This window comes from Burkholderia sp. AU4i, from assembly GCF_000466765.1.
Taxonomy (GTDB): Bacteria; Pseudomonadota; Gammaproteobacteria; order Burkholderiales; family Burkholderiaceae; genus Burkholderia; species Burkholderia cepacia.
On sequence record NZ_ASSI01000045.1, the window covers coordinates 60,432 to 80,195 of the forward strand.

Below are 19,764 nucleotides of genomic sequence, written 5' to 3' on the forward strand. Positions count from 1 at the left end.
GGGAGTGGATGGTCCGTGTATCGTCGAACCGGAGGCATGCGGCATGCGGCCGCGTGCCGGCTCACGGCGCAAGCGGAGGGCCTGACGGTGCTTAGGGCGACGGCATCCGCCGCGGCGGCGGACCTCATCGTATGCAATGGCAAGATCGCGACGCAGGACGACCGGCAGTCGTTCGTGACCGCGCTCGCCGTGAAGGACGGCCGGATCCTCGCGGCCGGCAGCGGGCACGACGTGATGTGCCATGCGCATGCCGGCACGCAGTGCATCGACCTGAACGGCCGCACCGTGATCCCGGGGCTGAACGATTCGCACCTGCACATGATCCGCGGCGGCCTGAACTTCAACCTGGAACTGCGCTGGGACGGCGTGCCGACGCTGGCCGACGCGCTCGCGATGCTGCGTCGCCAGGTGCTGCGCACGCCCGCGCCGCACTGGGTGCGCGTGGTCGGCGGCTGGACCGAATTCCAGTTCGCCGAAAAGCGCGGGCCGACGGCGGCCGAACTGAACGCGATCGCGCCCGACACGCCGGTCTTCATCATGCACCTGGGCGACAGCGCGCTGCTGAACGCGGCCGCGCTGCGCGCGATCGGCTACGGCCGCGACACGTCGAACCCGCCCGGCGGCGAGATCCAGCGCGATCGCCTCGGCCGGCCGACCGGCCTGCTGATCGCGCGCCCGGACATGGCCGTGCTGCACGAGGCGCTCGAACGGGCCCCGAAGCTCGGCCACGACGACCAGATGAATTCGATGCGGCATTTCATGCGCGAGCTGAACCGGCTCGGCGTGACGAGCGCGATCGACGCGGGCGGCGATTTCCAGTCCTTCCCGGACGACTACGGCGCGATCCTGGCCCTCGCGCGGCGCGGCGAAATGACCGTGCGCGTCGCGTACAGCCTGTTCGTGCAGCATGCGGGGCGGGAGCTCGACGACTACGCGCGCTGGGTGACGCTCGCGAAACCCGGCGACGGCGACGCGTTCCTGCGGATGAACGGCGCCGGCGAGCTGCTGGTGTATTCGGCCGCCGATTTCGGCAATTTTCTCGAACCGCGCCCCGATCTGCCGGCGGCGCTGGAGGCCGAACTGGCCGCGGTGGTGCGGCTGCTGGTGCGGCACCGCTGGCCGTTCCGGCTGCATGCGACCTACGACGAATCGATCGGCCGCTTCCTGAACGTGCTCGAAGCCGTGAACCGCGAGACGCCGTTCGACGGCCTGCGCTGGTTCTTCGATCACTGCGAGACGATCACGGATGCGAACATCGCGCGCATCGCCGCGCTCGGCGGCGGCGTGACGGTCCAGCACCGGATGGCGTTCCAGGGCGAGTACTTCATCGCGCGTTACGGCGCGCAAGCCGCGATGCGCACGCCGCCGATCCGCGCGATGCTGGCGGCCGGGCTGCCGGTCGGCGCGGGCACCGACGCAACGCGCATCGCGAGCTACAACCCGTTCGTGTCGCTGTACTGGATGGTGTCGGGGCGCACGGTCGGCGGCACGGCGCTGTATCCGGAACGCAACCGGCTCGGCCGGATGGAAGCGCTGCGCTGCTATACGGTCGGCAGCGCGTGGTTTTCCGGCGAGGACGACTGCAAGGGCGCGCTGGTGCCCGGCCACTACGCCGATTTCGCGGTGCTGACGGACGACTACTTCACGATCGACGAAGCGCGGATCACGTCGCTGTCGTCGGTGCTGACGGTCGTCGGCGGCAGGATCGTGCATGCGGACGACGAGTTCGCGTCGCTCGCACCGCCGCCGCCGGCGGTCAGCCCCGCGTGGTCGCCGGTCGCCGAATTCGGCGGTGCCGGCCGGCGTCGTTCGGCCGAGTCGGCTTCGCGGCGCGACGCGGCCTGCGCAGCCGGTGCAGCCGGCGCGGGCCCGCAAGCGGCCGGTGCCGCGCGGGGGTTCGGGCGCGCGTTCGTGCAGCGCCTGCATGCGGCCAGGATGGAAACCGCCGAGCAGTGCGAAGCATCGGGTTACCCCGGTTTCGCGTACTAGGCCGACGCCGTACCGGCCGTCAGTGTGCCCGCGCCGGCTGCGTCGGCGCGTGCCGCGCGAGGCATGGACAATTTTCCGCCCCCGGCGAGGGGCAGAAGGAGACGAGATGAGTTCTGCGCACACGTGCGCGTCGGCCGACGACGAAGTCGCCGGTGTCCGCATTCCGCGGACGCCGATGGCGATCGAAGCGGCCGAAGCAGCCCGCGCGTCGCTGCCGCGGGCGATCACCGGGCATGCGAGCCGGGTGTTCGTGCTCGCGTCGCTGGCCGCGCAGCGTGCCGGCGAGACCTGCGATGCCGATGCGCTGTATGTGGCCGCGATGTACGCGAACATGGGACTGAGCACCGCGTATGGCCGCTCGGCCGCGCGCTACGAGCTCGACAGCGCCGATGCCGCCGATACGTTCCTGCTGCGCCACCAGACGTCGCAGCGCCTGCGCGACGACGTGTGGCACGCGATCGCGCTGCATACGACGCCCGGCGTCGCCGCGCGCGTGTCGCCGCTCGCGCGCGTGCTGGCGGCCGCCGTCTCGACCGACCTGATGGCCACCGATTTCGACGCGTATTCGGCCGACGAGCGGCGCGCGCTGCTCGCCGCCTACCCGCGCGGCGAAGGCTTCGGCGACGCGTTCCTCGATGCGGTCGCGCGCGGTGTCGCGCACCGGCCGGCGTCGACGTTCGGCACGTGGAGCGCCGACGTGCTCGAACGCGCCGATCCGGATTTCCACCGGCTGAATTTCTGCGGGCGCGTGCTCGGCGCACGCTGGCAGGACGCCTGACGGGGTCCCGCGGGTTCCGGCTGGTTCCGGCGGCGTGAGCCGGGTGCCCAGGTGCACACAGGTGCTCGCGCGCCTGCGCACCTGGGCGCTTACGCACTCACGCCCGCCGCATCGTGACGCGCATAGTCGACGTAGCCCGCGCGGTCGCCGCCGTACCAGCCGACCGCCTTCGGCGCGGCGAGCGGTGCGTTCGCCGCGAGGCGTTCGACCAGATCGGGGTTCGCGATGTACGCCCGCGCGAACGCGACGAGATCGGCGTCGCCCGCGTCGATCAGCGCATTCGCGGCATCCGGCGCGATGCCGCCGTTGACGATCAGCGTGCCGCCGAAATGCTTGCGCGTGTTCGCGACGATGCGCGGCAGGTCGGGCTCGCCGCTCCAGCCGTTGGTGTCCGCCGCGTGCACATAGGCGACACCGGCTTCGTCGAGCATGCGGCCGACGTACGCGTACGTCGCATCCGGATCCGCGTCACGCACGTTGTTGTATTTCGCGTACGGCGAGATGCGCACGCCCACGCGGCTGAGCGGCACCACGGCGCCGACCGCGTCGACGATCTCCTCGAGGAAGCGCGCGCGGTTCGCGACCGAGCCGCCGTATCGGTCGTCGCGGCGGTTCAGCGTCGACGACAGGAACTGGTGCGGCAGGTAGCCGTTGGCCGCGTGGATCTCGACGCCGTCGAAGCCGGCCGCCATCGCGCGAACGGCCGCGTCGCGGAATTCGTCGACCGTGTCGGCCACCTCGTCCGTCGTCATCGCGCGCGACGGCGTCGCGTGAATCTTCGTGTAATAGCCGTTCTGCAACTGCGCCCACACCTGCAACTGCTCGAGATCGTCGTTCACGCCGGACGGCGACAGCGGCGCGGCGCCGCCGAGCAGCGTCAGCGAGCTCACGCGGCCGCCGTGCCACAGCTGCGCGAAGATCCGGCCGCCGTTCGCATGCACGGCGTCCGTGACCTGCTTCCAGCCGGCCGCCTGCTCGTCGGTGACGAGCCCCGGCGTCAGTTCGAACGAAGCGGACGCCGGGCTGACGTTGGTCGCCTCGGTCACGATCAGGCCGGCGGACGCGCGCTGCGCGTAGTACTCGGCCATCAGTTCGGTCGGCTGGCCGCGCGACGGCGCGCGCGAACGCGTCATCGGCCCCATCACGACACGGTTGGGAAGCGGCAGGCCGCGCAGGTCGTAGTGGCTGAGCAGGGAAGACATGATGGATTCCTTTTTGCGTGAGGCAGGGCGGCGCCGCGTGTCGCGTGGTGGCGACCGGTCAGGCGGCGGGCCCTGCGGAAAGTTCGAAACAGACGGAAGTGACGTGCCGGCAGCGTTCCGGTGCGCGAACGGCCCCGGGGGCGTCGCGCGTGAACCGGTGCCGGCGCCGGTTCAGGACTGGGCGTGGCGTTGTGCGTGCGGACGCCCGATCACGAGGTAGTGGGCGAGCGCGATGACCGGGAACGCGCCGGCGACTGCTGCGACGAGCGGCCAGCCGCCGTGTTCGTACAGCGGGCTCGCGAGCGCGGAGCCGATCGCGCCGCCGACGAAGATGCTCGTCATGTACAGCGCGTTCAGCCGGTTGCGGCTTGCCGCGTGCAGCGCATAGATCTCGCGCTGGCCGAGCACCATGTTCATCTGCACCGCGAAGTCGAGCACGATGCCGGTGACGACGAGGCCATACAGGCCGGCGCCGTGGATCAGCGCGACCGCGTACGACAGCGCGCCGGCGACCAGCGCGATCAGCGTCGCCCGCACGCCGTGGCCGGCATCGGCGAGGCGGCCGGCAACCGGGGCCGACGTCGCGCCGATGGCCCCGACCAGCGCGAACAGGCCGATGGCCGATTGCGACAGCCCGTAGTGGCGCGTGAGCTCGACCGGCACGGCGGTCCAGAACAGGCTGAACGACGCGAACATCAGGCCCTGGTAGAACGCGCGATGGCGCAGCACCGGCATCGTGCGGACCAGGTGCAGCAGCGAGCCGATCAGCTCGAAATAGGTCGCGCGGTGATCGGGCTGGCGCGACGGGATCGTCAGCGCGAGCACGGCGGTCACGAGCGTCATCAGCACCGCGGCGGCCGCGAACACGAAGCGCCAGCCGAACGCGTCGGCCACCACGCTCGACAGCGGGCGCGCGAGCAGGATGCCGAGCAGCAGGCCGCCCATGATCGTGCCGACCACGCGGCCGCGCGAATGATCGGGCGCGAGGTGCGCGGCGAGCGGCACCAGGATCTGCACCGCGACCGAGCTGAAGCCGATCAGCAGCGAAACCGCGAGGAACAGTCCGGGCGTCTGCACGACGGCCGCCGCCGCGAGGCTCGCGATCGACACGACGGCCGTGACGATCATCAGCTTGCGGTTCTCGAGCAGGTCGCCGAGCGGCACGATGAAGAACAGGCCGAACGCATAGCCGATCTGCGTCAGCGACACGATCAGGCTCGCGGTTGCGCCGGACATGTGCAGGCTGGGCGCGATGAGTTCGGTGATCGGCTGCGCGTAGTACAGGTTCGCGACGATCGCGCCGCAACTGAACGCGAACAGCAGGATGAGGCCCTGCGTGAGCTTGGCTGCGTGCCCGTGGGCCGCGAGCGGGGTGGATTCTGCTGACATGGTCGACTCCTTCGAAAGAGATGTCGGGTGCCCGGCTGTCGGGCGGGCGTGATGGGATACGGGTGTTCGGTGTTCGCCGCGGCGAAACGCAAGCCGCCGCATTGCCGACAAGGTTATTGATCGATCGATAACAAGAGAATACGGCCGGCGCGCAATCGAGCTTTGCGTGCCGCGCAAAGGGGTCGGAGCGCGTGCGGGTTCATGTGACGGGAACGAGGCCGAGACCGGTCGCGAGCTGCATGCAGGCGAGGGCGAGGGGGCCGCTGCGACGCGGCGCGTGGCCGCCCACGACGCGGCGCGACGTCGCGCGCGTCGGCCGGCAACGCCTGCGCGAGCGTGGCCGGGGCGGCGAGCGCCTTCGACTTGCCGGATGCCGGATGCGGGCGCGGCGTGCGGGCCGCGTCGCCGACGCGCGCGATGCGCCCGTGCGCGAACGCGGGGCCGAGGACATCGAAGACGGCGTGGATGTCCTGGACGGACGGGCCGGCGGTCGCGATCGTCATGTTGGGCCTCTCGAAACGGGCCTCCGGCGCGGATATCGCGGATCGCAAGGCCCCTGAGAGCAGTCTGGATCGGGCGGACTGAATAGTCCTAAACCGCGTCTTAATTCACTTGATCGATGCGGTGTGCGCGCGGGCGCGGCCGCGCGGTTTCAGCGACGGGCATCGACGGCGGGCGTCAGCGGCGCTGCCCCTGCAGTGTCGGAATCTGCGCGAACAGCCCGGCGAGCCAGTCGACGAACACCTTGAGCTTGACGGGCGTATGCCGGTTGGGCGGATACAGGATCGAGATCGGCCGCGGCGGCGTGTTGAAATCGGTCAGCACCTCGCGCAGGCGCCCCGATTGCAGGTACGGCTCGACCAGGTACAGCGAGGTCTTGATCAGGCCGATGCCGGCGACGCCGCATGCGATGTAGGTGTCGGCATCGTTGACCGCGACGGTGCCGCACATCTGCACGATGCGCGTTTCGCCGTCGACGACGTAGTCCCACGGCCGCGGCCGGCCCGTATCGGCCGACATGTGGCTGACCGCGATGTGCTGCGCGAGATCGTCGACCGTCTCGGGCGCGCCGCAGCGCTCGAGATACGCGGGCGCCGCGCACGTGCAGGTGGTCAGGCTGCCGATCCGTTTCGCGACCAGCCCCGAGTCGTCGAGCGCGCCGATGCGCACGACGCAATCGACGCCTTCACCGACGAGGTCGATCTGCCGGTCGGTCACGCCGAGTTCGACCGAGATGCCTGGATGCGCGGCGAGAAACTCGGGCAGCGCGGGCACCATGATCTGCTTGGCCATCGCCGGCGGCAGGTTCACCTTCAGGCGGCCGCGCGGCACGTTGCGCGCCTGCGAGACGGCCGCCTCCATGTCGTCGATCTCGCGCAGTACGCCGACGCAGCGCTCGTAGTAAGCCTGCCCGTCCTCGGTCAGCGAGATCCGGCGGGTGGTGCGGTTCAGCAGCCGGCAGCCGAGATGCTGTTCGAGCGTGCTCAGCAGCGCGGAGACGCGCGGCGTCGTCAGCCCGGTCGTGTCGGACGCGCGCGTGAAGCTGCCCGTCTCGACGATGCGCGTGAACACGCGCATCGAAAGCAAGGTATCCATCGTTCGGAAATCTCCAGCCTGTTCGTTGCCTGCGCCGGTGCATGCCGGCGCGGCTTGTATGTCGGGGTGCCGCCGCTACGCGTCGATGCGCTTCCTGAGCCCGTCGCCCGCGAACGGCATTTCGCGCATCCGCTGGCCGGTCGCATCGAAAATCGCGTTGGCCAGCGCGCCCGCGGTCGGCCCCATCGACGCCTCGGCCGCGCCGAGGAACGGCGCGCCCGGGCGGTTGATCAGGTGCACCTTGATGCTTTGCGGTGCCGCGCGGAAACGCAGGATCGGGTAGCTGCTCCAGTCGAAGCTGCGGATGCGCTGCGTATCGTATTTCAGCGCCTCGTACAGTGTCCAGCTTGCGGCCTGCACGATGCCGCCTTCGATCTGGTTGCGGATGCCGTCCGGCGACACGACCTGGCCCGCGTCGACGGCCACTTCCGCGCGGTCGAGCGTCACCTGGCCCGTTTCCGGCACGACCGTGATCTCGACCGCCATCGCGACGTAGGCCATCAGGTTCTTGTATTTGCCGAACGAGAAACCGACGCCGCGGTTGCGTTCGCGCGGCGGCCGGGGCCAGCCGAATTTCGTCGCGGCGAGCTTGATCACCTGGCTCGCGCGGTGATCCTGCATGTGCCGCAGCCGGAATTCGACCGGGTCGATGCCTGCGGCGTGCGCGAGCTCGTCCATGAAGCTCTCGATCGCCCACACGTTGGTGTGCGCGCCAAGCGAGCGCATTGCGGAGGTCTGCAGCGGCATCGTCGGCGAGAAGTTGTTGACGATGTGCATGGTCGGCAGTGCGTACAGCGGGATCGCGTTGCGATCGCCGCCGCCCTCGGGCTGCAGCATCGGCGTCGACGGCGCGGGCACGAACGGCGGCTCGAGCATCCGCGCGGGCAGCAGCCGGCCGGCATTGACGATCCGTTCATTGTGCGAGCTGCTCCACAGCGCGTAGTTCCAGTCGACGATATGGCCGCTCGCGTCGAGCGACGCGCTGAGCTCGGTGACCATCGCGGGCGTGAAGTGGTCCCACGTATGTTCCTGCTCGCGCATCCATTGCACGCGGATCGGCTTGCCGGGCAGCGCCGCCGCGATCAGTGCCGCGTGCGCGGCCACGTCGTCCGCGCCGTTGTGCCCGTAGCAGCCGGAACCCTCGGTGTGGATGCAGCGCACGCTCGCCTTCGGCATCGACAGCATCTCGGCGAGCGCGTCGCGCAGCGGATACACGCCCTGCGAGTGGGTCCACACGGTCAGCATGCCGTTCTCGAGATGCGCGACCGAGCATGACGGCCCGATCGAGCCGTGCAGCAGGTAGTTCTTCAGGAACGTCGCGGACAGTGTTTTCGTGGCCGGCGCTGTGTCGCCCTTCGTGTTCGCGATCTCGATGCGCTGCGTCGCGATCCGCTTCAGGTCCTGATGCACGGTGCCGCGCTCGGGCAGCGTGCGGCCGGGCGACCAGCGGCTGCCGGCGGCCAGCGCGCGCTGCGCGACGACCGCCTGCCATTCGCCCTGCGCGACGACGGCGAGCATGCTGCCGTTGCGCACGATCCGCACCACGCCCGGCATCTTCAGGATCGCGGCTTCGTCGAACGACAGCAGCTTCGCGTCGTACACGGGCGGCATCACGACACGCGCGTGCAGCATGCCGGGCAGCTCCATGTCCTGCACGTAGCTGACGCCGCCCGTGACCTTGTTCGGAATGTCCACGCGCGGCAGCGACGTGCCGATCACCGAGAACGTGGCCGGCGGCTTCAGCGGCGACGTCGGTGTCGCGCTGCGGTGCAGGTCGACGGTGCGCACCGCGTCGCCGTAGCGCATCGTGCGGCCGTCCGGCGCCTTGATCACCGCGTCGGCGACGGTGAGCGTGCGCGGGTCGACGCCGAACTGTTTCGCCGCGCCGTCGACCAGCAGCCCGCGCACCTGCGCGGCCGCGTTCAGCAACGCGGAGCCGCTGTCGGCCATCGTGTGGCTGCCGGCCGTCAGACCCTCGTCCGGCGACGCGCCGGTGTCGGCCGTCAGGAACGTGATCAGCGAGGGCTTCATGTTCAGCTCCTCGGCCGCCACCTGCAGCAGCGCGGTCCGCACGCCGGTGCCGAGCTCGACCTTGCCGGTGAACACGGTGACCTTGCCGTCGGGCGTGATCTTGATCCACGCGTCCAGCAGCGGGTTGGTCTTCAGGCTGCCGGCCAGCGTTTCGGTCGCCTTGGCGACGTGGACGGCGGCGCCTTCGTCCGCGATCACGAGCTGCGCGGCGGCACGCGTGACCGGCGCGAGGCTGAACGCGACGAAGAGCGCGCCGGAAACCATGAAGTGCCGGCGGCCTTCGTCGATGTCGTCGGTTGGGTTCATCAGAGTCCCTTGCTGATCATGACGGGCGCGGCGGCCGGTTCCGGGTCCGGCAGGCCGGCGACCTGGCGGATCGCCGCCAGGATCCGCATGTGCGTGCCGCAGCGGCACAGGTTCGGTTCCATCTGGGTGCGCAGTTCGCGTTCGGTGGGTTTCGGGTTGCGCTCGAGCAGCGCCTGCGCGCGCATGATCATGCCCGCGATGCAATACCCGCACTGCGCGGCCTGGTGATCGATGAACGCCTGCTGAAGCTTGCCCGGATGCGCGGCGCTGCCGAGGCTTTCGACGGTCCGCACGCGGCGCTCGCCGAGCGCGGACACCGGAATCAGGCACGAGAACATCGGCTTGTCGTCGACGATCACGGTGCATGCGCCGCATTGCCCGAGGCCGCAGCCGAATTTCGCGCCGTGCAGGTGCAGGTCGTTGCGCAGCGCGTACAGCAGCGGCGTGGACGGATCGATGTCGAGCGTGTGCCGCACGCCGTTGACGGTGAGGGTGATCATCGCGCGCTGTCCTCCTTTCTGAGCTTCGCGGCCAGGGTGTCGACACCGCTCCACGCGGGACGATCGGAATATGCTTCCCGCAGGTACGCGGCGAGATCCGCGATCTGCGCGTCGTCGTACTGGTCGATGAACGACGGCATGTAGTTCAGCGTGTCTTCGCCGTGCCAGCCGATTCCGTTGAACATCATCTGGATCGCGTTGCGCGGCGTATCGGCGGCGACGGCCGTGCTGAACGCGAGCGTCGGCCGCTCGCCGATCGACTGCATCGGCGCTGCCGGCCCGTGGCACTGCGCGCACGACGCCTGGAACAGCACCGCGCCGCGCTGGCCGGCGGGCGTCGTCGGGCCGTGTCCGGCACCGGCCGTCGCGGGCCGGGCGGCCGCCGGCTTCTGGATCGACAGGATGTATGCGGCGATCGCCTCGACGTCTTCCTGCGGCACGGTCGCGAGATCGCGCGTGACGGGCAGCATCGGGCCGGCCGCCGCGCCGTGCTCGCTCGCGCGGCCGGTGCGCAGGTAGGTGACGAGCTGCGCCTGCGTCCATGGCTTGACCGCGCTGCCGAGCGCATTGAGCGGCGGTGCCTCCCAGCCGTCGACGATGCCGCCGTCGAACGCCTTGCCGGCCTGTTCGCCGCCGATCGCATTGAGCGGCGAATGGCACGACGCGCAGTGCCCGAGGCCGTCGACGAGCAGCTTGCCGCGATTCCATTGCGCGGATTGCGACGGGTCGGGCCGGTACGCGCCTTCGCGCAGGAACAGCACGTTCCAGAACGCGACCAGCGGCCGGAAGTTCAGCGGAAAGATCAGGTCGTTAGGCGGCGTCTTCGTCCGCACCGGCTCGCGGGTCATCAGGTACGCGTAGGCGGCCGTGATGTCGTCGTCGGACATCCGCGTGAAGTGGATGTACGGAAATGCCGGGTAGAGCGGATGGCCGTCGCGGGCGATCCCGCTGCGCAGCGCGCGTGCGAACGCGTCGCGCGACCAGCGGCCGATGCCGGTGTCGGCATCCGGCGTGATGTTGGTCGCGTAGATCGTGCCGAACGGCGTCGCGAGCGGCAGCCCGCCGGCGAACGGCTTGCCGTCATTCGCGGTGTGGCACACGACGCAATCGCCGAGCGCGACCACACGCGCGCCGGCGCGAACGAGTTGCGGATCGAACGACGCGCGGGCGGGCGGATCGATCGGCGCGATCGACGGCTTGAACATGATGCCGATCGCGACCGCCAGGCCGACGGCCGCGATGCCGGCCGCGCCGAACCAGAGTCGTTTGTGCTTCATGCGCGCTCCACGCGAACCGGTTCGCCCGCGATCGTTCGAGCGGCGGGGCAATGGCGCGGATGCCGGCCGCGCGCGACGGCGCGGGTTCGGCTGCCGCGGCACGCGGGGCTGGATGGAAGGTCGGGCTCGCGCGTGCCGGCGGCGGTCGTTCCGGTCGGTGCGGCCGGATGACGGCGGCGCATCGCCGGGCGATCCGGCCATGGCGAGGCGGCCAGGTGGCAGCGGTTCGCGGCGGAGATCATGTCGTTGCTCCAGGTGTGGGGAGGCCGCGCGGGCAATGACGCAATCGCGTCATCGTGTGCGAGGCGGATGATGGAGGGCAGTCTACGCGGGCGTCGGCGGCATTTCCTGAAACTGCGCTGAAACGTTCTGAACCCCGCTGCGGCCCGGCCCGGCGCGGGCGCCGCTGCGTCAGCACGGCGTGCCGAGACCGAACGCCGCGGCCAGCTGCGGGCCCTTCTCGAGCAGCGACGTCACTTCGTCGCGCCGTCGCGCCGACCATTGCGCGAGGCGCGCGACGACGTCGGTCGCGTCCGCCGGCAACGCTTCGGCGAGCGACACCGCATCGCTCGCGGCCTTCGACGTGCCCGATGCGGTATGCGGGCGCACGGTGCACGCCGCATCGCCGATCAGCGCGACTCGACCATCGACGAATGCGGGGCTCAACGCATCGAAAATCGCCTGGTTGAACGGCATGCGCGTCGCGTGCACCAGTTGCGCGAGCAGGGCCGGCAGGCGTTCGCCGGCGAGTTGCCGCAGCGTCGCGACGACGTCGTCGGCGAGCTGCCCCGGATGCACGGACGCGTGATGGACGTGGCCGGCCCGATCGGTCAGGTGGTGGCGCAGCGCGTCGCGATCGGCTTCGTTGCGATACCAGAGCCAGTTGAAGCGGCGCGTGCCGGGCACGAGCGAGCCGTCGAGCGCGGGAATCAGGAACGCCATGAACAGCTCGCCCGGCGCCTTGTGCAGCGTCATGTTCTCGACCAGCGGCGCGATCGCCGCGGCATCGAAATCCGCTTCGTCGACGATCCCGCGCCACGCGAGGTAACCGGCGAACGACGGCGCATAACCGGGAAAGAGCTGCGCGCGCAGGGTCGAGCCGGCCCCGTCGGCGGCGATCAGCACGTCGGCGCGCAGGCGCTCGTCGCCGAGGTGGACGTCGACGCCGTCCGCGTCCTGGTCGAAGCCGGTGACCGTGCGGCCGTACCGGATGCGCCCGTGCGGCAGCGTTTCACACAGCGAACGGTAGACGGCGTCCCACGACGAAAACGGCAGCATCTCGGGCTCGTCGCGCGTGACGATGCCGTCGCGATCGATCCAGCGCCGCCGGTGCGTGGGCACGCTGATCGCGTGGCGGCAATGCCGGCCATGCTGTTCGATAAACGCCATCATCCGGCGCAATACGGCCACGCCGCCGCCCTGGCCGCGCAGCGGCGACGGCGAGCGTTCGCAGACCGTCACGTCGTGTCCGACGCAGTCGAGCGTCAGCGCGGCCGCGAGACCGGCGATCGATCCGCCTGCAATGACTATCTTCATCGTGGGTGACTCCGGTGTGCGGCCGGTGGCGTGCGCCGCCGGCCAGGCGTCGTGATGCACGGCGCCGCGCGCCTGCGGCCACGGCTGCTGCGGATCTTGCCATGTCCGGCCGCGGGCTGCGCCGACGGTGCAAGCGCGGCGGGCAGGCCGCCGTGCGCCGGCCCGACTGCTAGATCCGCAGCAGCTTGCCCGCATTGCCGCCGAGGATCATCGCGCGCTGCTGCGCGCTCAGGTCGACACGGTCGAGAAAGCGCACCGGCTGCTCGTAGCCCATGTCGAAACAGTAGTCGCTGCCGAGCACAAGCCGGTCGACGCCGACGTTCTCGATCAGGAAGTTCAGCACGGGGCCCGAATGCGACACCGTGTCGTAGCTGAAGCGCCGCAGGTAGCTGCTGGGCTTCTGCGCGAGCCGGCGCGTTTCGGGCCGCACGGTCCAGCCCGCGTCGAGGCGCCCGACGAGGATCGGCAGCGCGCCGCCCGCGTGCGGCAACGTGATCTCCAGCGTCGGGTAGCGGTCGAGCACGCCGCCGAGGATCAGGTGCGAGCCCGCGATCGCGGTATCGAACGGGTTGCCGAGCAGGTTGCTGAGGTAGAAATCGCCGAGCCGCGCGCCGCCGACCGTCTGTTGCGGATGCAGGAACACCGGCAGGCCCAGCTGCTCGATGCGGGCGAACACGGGCGCGAACAGCGGATCGTCGAGATCGCGGTTGTCGATGTTGGTGCCCATGTACACGCCACGCACGCCCGGCAATTGCGCGGCGCGTTCGAGTTCGTCGATCGCGTCGGCCGCGTTCAGCATCGGCAGCGTCGCGAGCACGACGAAACGCGTCGGGTGCCGCTGGTAGACGCGCGACGCCGACGCATTCCAGTCGCGCGCGAGCTTCGCGTTGAACGGCCGGTCGCCCCAGTACGCCATCGGCACGCTGAGCGACAGCGCCTGCACGTCGACGCCGGACGCATCCATGTCCTTGAGCCGCGCATCGACGTCGATGAACTTCATCGGCAGCGGGCCGAGGCCGCCGGCGGGCGTGCGGAACGTGAACGACGTGTCGTCGCACACGAACGAGCCGCCGAAGCGCTTGCCTTCGCCGCCGACCAGGTCGCAGAAGCTCTCGGGGTAGTAATGCGCGTGGATGTCGATCGAGCGCGGCCGGCGCGGCGACGGCGCGGCCGGGGTGCCGGCGCTGCCGGCGGCCGACGCGGACTGTCCGGCGACGGCGGTGCCCGCGAACGCGGCAAGCGCGCCGAGCAGGCGGCGGCGTCCCGGCGACGGGCAGCAGGTGCAATTCAGCATGGTGTCTCTCATGGTGTATCGAGGGTGCGTGACGTGCGGTTCAGCCGCGTTGCGTGATGGTCGTCGAGATGCCCGCCGTGAGGCCCATCTCGCACGCGACGAGCTGCGTGTCGAACTGCGCGCGCTCGCGTTGCGCGCGTGCCGAACGATCGGTGACGGAGAACAGGACGACGCCGGCGAAGGCCGCCGCCATCGAGAACAGCGCCGGGTATTCGTACGGATAGACCGCGTGCGCATGGCCCAGTACCTGGACCCACACGGTCGGGCTCAGCACGGTGAGCGTGACGGCCGTGGCGAGCCCGAGCAGGCCGCCCAGCACCGCGCCGCGCGTCGTCAGCCCGCGCCAGTAGATCGAGAGCAGCAGCACCGGGAAATTCGAGCTGGCCGCGATCGAAAACGTGAGGCTGACGATGAACGCGATGTTCTGCTTCTCGAATGCGATGCCGAGCAGGATCGCGAGCACGCCGAGCACGACGGTCGTGGCGCGCGCGACGCGCATTTCGTCCCGGTCGGACGCCTGACCGCGCCGCAGCACGTTCGCGTAGAGGTCGTGCGAGATCGCCGACGAACCCGCGAGCGTGAGCCCGGCGACCACGGCCAGGATGGTCGAGAACGCGACCGCACAGATGAAGCCGAGGAACACGTTGCCGCCCACCGCATGCGCGAGGTGGATCGCCACCATGTTCGCGCCGCCGGCGATCGCGCCGGACGCGTCGTGGTACTGCGGGTCCGATGCGACGAGCGCGATGGTGCCGAAGCCGATGACGATGATCAGCGCATACCCGATGCCGACGATGCCGGTTGCGTAGAGGATGCTCTTGCGGGCCGCCTTGACGTCGCCGACCGTGAAGAAGCGCATCAGGATGTGCGGCAGGCCCGCGGTGCCGAAGATCAGCGCGAGGCCGAGCGACACGGCCGAGACCGGATCGGACACCAGCCCGCCGGGGCGCATGATCGCCGCGTGTTTCGGGTGGACGAGAATCGCCTGCGCGAACAGCGCGTCGAGGCTGAAGCCGAAACGGCTCAGCACCATGATCGCCATGAACGCCGCGCCGGCGAGCAGCAGCACGGCCTTGATGATCTGGATCCAGGTGGTGGCCAGCATCCCGCCGAAGAACACGTAGACGACCATCAGCACGCCGACGACCAGCACCGCGACCGTGTAGTTCAGGCCGAACAGCAGCTCGACCAGCTTGCCCGCGCCGACCATCTGCGACACGAGATACAGCAGCACGATGACGATCGAGCTCGACGCCGCGAATGCACGGATCGGCCGTTGCCGCAGGCGATACGACACGACGTCGGCGAGCGTGTACTTGCCGAGGTTGCGCAGCGGCTCGGCGATCAGGAACAGGATGATCGGCCAGCTCGCGAGAAACCCGACCGAATAGATCAGCCCGTCGTAGCCGCTCGTGAACACCAGCGCGGAGATGCCGAGCAGCGACGCGGCCGACATGTAGTCGCCGGCGATCGCCCAGCCGTTCTGGAACGCGGTGATCTTGCCGCCCGCCGCGTAGTGGTCGGCCACGCTGTGGTTCTTGCGCGCGGCCCAGCGCGTGATGAACAGCGTCGACGCGACGAACACGACGAACATGCCGATCGCGACCGGATTGTGCCCGTGCGCGAGCGCAGCCGGGCCGGCCGCGAACGCCGGTGCACAGCCGCAGGCGGCGAGCAGTGCGGGGAGCAGGCGTTTCATGATGCGTCTCCGTGGCGAAGGGCCGCGACGACCGTGTCGTGCACCGCATTGGCGCGGAACACGTAAAGCGCGACCAGCGCGAAGGTTGCGACGAACATGCCGAACCCGACCGGGATGCCCCACGGGGTCGGCCGGCCCGGCACGATCGGCGTGCCGAGCAGCGTCGGCGAAAACGCCAGCGTCAGGATGAACGCGAAATAGAGGGCGAGCATGACGAACGTCAGCGACCAGGCGAACAGCCTTCTGCGCCGGACGTGTTCGCGAAAGCGGGCATCGCGCAGCAGCGGATGCGTGGCGTATGACGGTGCGGCCGGTTCGGGCGCGGTGCCGGCGGTGGCCGGAAGCGGGTGGTTCACGGTGTCTCCTTCTCGTCTGGAATGGCCTGGCATGGCTTGGCTTGGCCTGGCCTGGCTTGGCGATGGGCGCCGCGCGTGTCGCGCACGGCGCCCGTGCATGCTCAGAAATGCGGCGGGACGGCGGTTTCCCGCATCACGACTTCCGGCGTGCGATAGCGCTCGGCCATTTCGCGCTCGGTGTCGTTCCTCAGTTGCGCCTGCATGTAGGCGCCGAGGTGGCGCGCGTGCTCCACGATCGCCGCGCCGAACGCCGTGCGCGTCTCGCTGTATTCGCCCAGCGCGTCGAGCGTGTCGGCGCGCGTGGCGAGTGCGGTGACGAGCGCGAGGGCATCGCCGGCGGCCTTCGTGACACCCATCCCGCAATGCGGCCGCGCGACGAACGCGGCGTCGCCGAGCAGCGCGATCCGGCCGAACGCCATGTTCGGCACTTCGAGGTCGTAGATCGGCTGGAACAGCGGCTGCGTCGCGCGTGCGACGACCTCGGCGAACTGCGGCGCCAGCAGCGCGTGGGCGGCGTCTTCCATGTCGTCGAGCACCTCGCGCCGGATCAGCGTCGGCGGAATGCCGCCCGCCCACAGCTTGCCGGTCGCGTCGGTGAGCAGGTTCGGCAGGTCGGTGTCCTCGCGGGTCGCGCGATACCACACGAAGTTGTAGCGGCGCTCGCCCGGCTTCGTGCTGTTGCCCTGGCCGGCGACCGGATAACCGAGGATCTGTTCGTGCGGCGGCAGGCCGAACGCGAAATTCCCGAACAGCGTCGCGTGGGTCGCCTCCGACAGCCCGGGTTCGTCGACCAGCCCGCGCCACGCGACGTAGCCCGCATACTGCAGCCGCGCGTCCGGCAGGAATTTCTCGCGGATCGCCGAGCGGAAGCCGTCGGCCGCGATGACCAGGTCGGCATGCACGACCGAGCCGTCGGCGAGCGTGACCGACGCGTGCCCGGGGCCGTCCGCGACGTCGGTGACGACCGCGCCCGCGCGGTAATGCTGGTCGGGCAGCGCCGCGCGCAGCACGTGGTACATCTTGCTCCATGCGGTGAGCGTCTGCGGCATCCGGCGTTCCGATACGACGGTGCCGTCGCGGCCCAGCGTGATCCGCGACTCGACCTCCACGCCGATCGATGCGTCGATGCGCACGCCCGCGGCGCGCATCACGTCGAACAGTTCGGGGTGCGTGACGATCCCGGCGCCGCGGCCCGACAGCGCGTCGGGCACCCGTTCGAACACGTCCACGTCCCAGCCGTTGCGCAGCAGGAGGTTCGCGGCAAACAGGCCGCCCAGCGAGCCGCCGACGATCGCGGCCTTGCGTTTGGTCGAAGTGCGGTGGTTCATGTCAGTCTCCGTGTGCTTGCGAGTCGCCGGCCGGGACGGCGGCGGGCAGTGTCAGCCCCGCGACTTCGGCGGCGGGGAAGTTGAGTTCGATCGTCACGCCGGACGGATCTTCGATGAACACCTGGTGCAGCCCGAGGCTCGGCACGGTGCGATCGCGCCACGCGACGTGTTCGGCGCGCAGCGTGTCCCACATCGCCTCGACGCCGGTCGCGAGGAAGGCGATGTGGTCGACCGTGCCGGTGCCCGACGCCGGCAGCGCCTTGTTGCCGAGGTAGGCCGCGAGCCCGTCCGGGTTGGCCGGGTCGACGCCGATGATGTGGACCGTGCCGTAATCGCTTTCGTCGCCGCCCTTGTAGAGCCATGCGCCGGGAAAGTCGAACGGCGGCCGGTAGCCGCGCTTGAAACCGAGCACACGTTCGTAGAACCGGCACGATCGCTCGAGATCGAGCGTGCGGATCGAGTAGTGCGCGAGTCTGGATACCGTCATGACGAACCTCTTGTTTATCGATAGATAAGTTATCGTTCGATAAATACTAGTCGAAAAAAGCGGCGAGAAGAAGCTGCGATCGAACCGTGTATACCCTCGGTCGAAAACGGTGCCGGATGCCGGTGCGCGGCGGGTTACGGCGTGATTTCGCCGGCCATCACGTCGTCCGCGTAGCACCAGACCCAGCGCTCGCCGGGCTCGATCGAACGGGCGAGCGGGTGCGTCGTTTCATGAAAATGCCGGCTGGCGTGACGGTTCGGCGACGAGTCGCAACAGCCGACATGCCCGCAGCTCAGGCACAGGCGCAAATGCACCCATTGGCTGCCGGACTTCACGCATTCCTCGCAGTAGTCCTTGTCGGTGTTCAGGATGCGCGCTTCGCCGAGGTGGGTGCAGGTCGTGGCCATCTGCCGCTCCGATGCCGGCGCAGGGGGCGCTCGCAGCGCGGCCGGCGCGAAGCTGCGAGCGGGGGAACACGATGTATTTTGGACGGCGCGCATCGCGTGCGGACCTTAATTCTTATGAAACACGGCGGCCGTGGCGACGATGACGACTACAGTCACACGTGCGGCCGGCGCGGGAACCGGCCGGGATTCGACACGCGGTCAACGGGAGACGCTCATGGCGCAGTCGCAGCATGTCAAGGTCATCGGCCTGCCTCACAGCAAGGAGGCCTACGCGATCCGCGACTTCCTGAAGCGCGGCGTGGTCGAGTACGAATGGTGCGAGCTGACGTCCGACACCGATTGCGTGCGCGAGCTGGGCATCGCGCCGCTGCGCGACGTCCGGCTGCCGGTGGTCGTGTTTCCGGACGGCACGTGCATCTACCAGCCGACGCTGCCGGAGATCGCCGCGAAGCTCGGCTGGGTCTCCCGGCCACGCTTCATCGAGTACGACGTCTCGATTTACGGCGCCGGCCCGGCCGGCCTGTCGGCGGCCGTCTACGCGGCGTCCGAGGGGCTGCGGGCCGTCGTGATCGAACGCGACGCGATCGGCGGGCAGGCGGGCACGAGTTCGCTGATCGAGAACTACATGGGCTTTCCGGACGGCATCCCGGGCGCCGAGCTGGCGGAACGCGCGCGCCAGCAGGCGGTGAAGTTCGGCGTCGAGTTGCTGATGATGCGCGAGGGCGTGCATGCGACGTTCGTCGACGGCAAGATCCGCGTCGACATGGCCGACGGCTCGATCCTGACCGCGCGGGCGAACATCTGCGCGACGGGGATCGAATACCGCAGTCTCGGCCTGCCCGACGAACCGAAGTTTCTCAACGCGGGCCTGTACTACGGCGCGGGATCGAGCGAAGCGCCGATGTGCGAGGGCAAGCACGTGTTCATCGTCGGCGGCGGCAATTCGGCCGGGCAGGCCGTGATGAACTTCGCGCGGCACGCGCGCGAAGTCACGATGATCGTCCGGGGCGCGTCGCTCGCGGCGACGCTGTCGCGCTACCTGATCGACCGGATCGAGCGCATGCCGAACGTGACGGTGCGCTACGGCACGACCGTCGACGCGCTGCAGGGCGACGGCCGGCTCGAGGCGATCGTGCTGCGCACGGAAGACGGCGCGCGCGACGTGCTGCCGGCCACGCACCTGTTCGTCTGCATCGGCGGCGCGCCGAACACCGAATGGGCGCGCGACACCGACATCATCCGCAATCCGGGCGGTTACCTGGTGACGGGCAGCGACCTGTACGACTGCCCGGACTTCGCGCGCGTGTGGCCGCTCGAGCGCCGGCCGTACTACCTGGAAACCAGCGTGCCCGGCTCGTTCGCGGCGGGCGACGTCCGTTCGGGGTCGGTCAAGCGGGTGGCGTCGGCGGTCGGCGAAGGGGCGATGGCCGTGACGTTCGTGCACCGGTTCCTCAGCGAGGACGCACACCGGCCGAGCGGAACCTGAAGCGCGGGGCGGGCCGGGCGGCGCAGCGGTGCGGGCTTCGACGTGGCGGGCCGCGCCGCGACGGTGACGACGGCGACGGCGCTTATGCGGCCACCGTGTTGCC

18 protein-coding genes are annotated in these 19,764 nt (G+C 69.9%); 3 read left to right on the plus strand and 15 right to left on the minus strand.

Features of this window, described 5'->3' with window-relative positions:
• Positions 1-87: 87 nt before the first annotated feature.
• Together L810_RS09915 and L810_RS09920 are read left to right on the plus strand one after the other, a co-directional pair.
• Positions 88-1,989, plus strand: coding sequence for an amidohydrolase (locus L810_RS09915; protein WP_042973963.1), 1,902 nt, complete (start codon positions 88-90; stop codon positions 1,987-1,989).
• 106 nt (positions 1,990-2,095) lie between these two features.
• A complete protein-coding gene (locus tag L810_RS09920) occupies positions 2,096-2,767 on the plus strand; it encodes a hypothetical protein (protein WP_021158258.1) in 672 nt (223 codons plus the stop codon).
• Between the two features lie 89 nt (positions 2,768-2,856).
• Here L810_RS09920 and L810_RS09925 read toward each other — a convergent pair whose 3' ends face one another.
• From L810_RS09925 to L810_RS09990, 15 genes are all read right to left on the minus strand, one after another.
• Positions 2,857-3,969 carry an alkene reductase gene (locus L810_RS09925; protein ID WP_021158259.1) on the minus strand — a complete coding sequence of 371 codons (1,113 nt, stop codon included), beginning with the start codon at positions 3,967-3,969 and terminating at the stop codon, positions 2,857-2,859.
• 171 nt (positions 3,970-4,140) lie between these two features.
• Positions 4,141-5,358, minus strand: a complete 1,218-nt coding sequence (locus L810_RS09930) for an MFS transporter (protein ID WP_021158260.1) — start codon at positions 5,356-5,358, stop codon at positions 4,141-4,143.
• Positions 5,359-5,471: 113 nt separating this feature from the next.
• Complete coding sequence (locus L810_RS47000; protein WP_021158261.1) at positions 5,472-5,861, minus strand: hypothetical protein; 390 nt, start codon at positions 5,859-5,861, stop codon at positions 5,472-5,474.
• A 175-nt stretch (positions 5,862-6,036) separates the two neighbouring features.
• Positions 6,037-6,954 (minus strand): LysR family transcriptional regulator, encoded by a 918-nt coding sequence (locus L810_RS09940; RefSeq protein ID WP_021158262.1) that lies wholly within the window; start codon positions 6,952-6,954, stop codon positions 6,037-6,039.
• A 75-nt stretch (positions 6,955-7,029) separates the two neighbouring features.
• Positions 7,030-9,291, minus strand: coding sequence for a xanthine dehydrogenase family protein molybdopterin-binding subunit (locus L810_RS09945; protein ID WP_021158263.1), 2,262 nt, complete (start codon positions 9,289-9,291; stop codon positions 7,030-7,032).
• Positions 9,291-9,791, minus strand: coding sequence for a (2Fe-2S)-binding protein (locus tag L810_RS09950; RefSeq protein ID WP_021158264.1), 501 nt, complete (start codon positions 9,789-9,791; stop codon positions 9,291-9,293). The genes L810_RS09945 and L810_RS09950 overlap by 1 nt, the downstream gene beginning before the upstream one ends.
• A complete protein-coding gene (locus tag L810_RS09955; protein WP_021158265.1) occupies positions 9,788-11,068 on the minus strand; it encodes a c-type cytochrome in 1,281 nt (426 codons plus the stop codon). The genes L810_RS09950 and L810_RS09955 overlap by 4 nt, the downstream gene beginning before the upstream one ends.
• Entirely contained in the window at positions 11,065-11,310 is a 246-nt protein-coding gene (locus tag L810_RS47005; protein ID WP_021158266.1) for a hypothetical protein, read from the minus strand. Before L810_RS47005 ends, L810_RS09955 begins: the two co-directional genes overlap by 4 nt.
• A 169-nt stretch (positions 11,311-11,479) precedes the next feature.
• On the minus strand, positions 11,480-12,604 hold the full coding sequence (locus tag L810_RS09960; protein WP_021158267.1) for an FAD binding domain-containing protein: 1,125 nt from the start codon (positions 12,602-12,604) through the stop codon (positions 11,480-11,482).
• A gap of 169 nt (positions 12,605-12,773) precedes the next feature.
• On the minus strand, positions 12,774-13,898 hold the full coding sequence (locus tag L810_RS09965; RefSeq protein WP_021158268.1) for an amidohydrolase family protein: 1,125 nt from the start codon (positions 13,896-13,898) through the stop codon (positions 12,774-12,776).
• Positions 13,899-13,938: 40 nt separating this feature from the next.
• A complete protein-coding gene (gene actP, locus L810_RS09970; protein WP_021158269.1) occupies positions 13,939-15,597 on the minus strand; it encodes a cation/acetate symporter ActP in 1,659 nt (552 codons plus the stop codon).
• A complete protein-coding gene (locus L810_RS09975) occupies positions 15,594-15,953 on the minus strand; it encodes a DUF485 domain-containing protein (RefSeq protein WP_021158270.1) in 360 nt (119 codons plus the stop codon). Before L810_RS09975 ends, actP begins: the two co-directional genes overlap by 4 nt.
• Positions 15,954-16,054: 101 nt before the next feature.
• On the minus strand, positions 16,055-17,281 hold the full coding sequence (locus tag L810_RS09980; RefSeq protein WP_021158271.1) for an FAD binding domain-containing protein: 1,227 nt from the start codon (positions 17,279-17,281) through the stop codon (positions 16,055-16,057).
• Between the two features lies 1 nt (position 17,282).
• Positions 17,283-17,768, minus strand: a complete 486-nt coding sequence (locus L810_RS09985) for a VOC family protein (protein ID WP_021158272.1) — start codon at positions 17,766-17,768, stop codon at positions 17,283-17,285.
• 134 nt (positions 17,769-17,902) lie between these two features.
• Positions 17,903-18,175, minus strand: coding sequence for a ubiquitin carboxyl-terminal hydrolase 14 (locus tag L810_RS09990; protein WP_021158273.1), 273 nt, complete (start codon positions 18,173-18,175; stop codon positions 17,903-17,905).
• Between the two features lie 214 nt (positions 18,176-18,389).
• Between L810_RS09990 and L810_RS09995 the strand changes: the two genes are divergently transcribed.
• Positions 18,390-19,661: an NAD(P)/FAD-dependent oxidoreductase gene (locus L810_RS09995; RefSeq protein ID WP_021158275.1), complete on the plus strand. Its 1,272-nt coding sequence runs from the start codon at positions 18,390-18,392 to the stop codon at positions 19,659-19,661.
• The last annotated feature ends 103 nt before the right edge of the window (positions 19,662-19,764 follow it).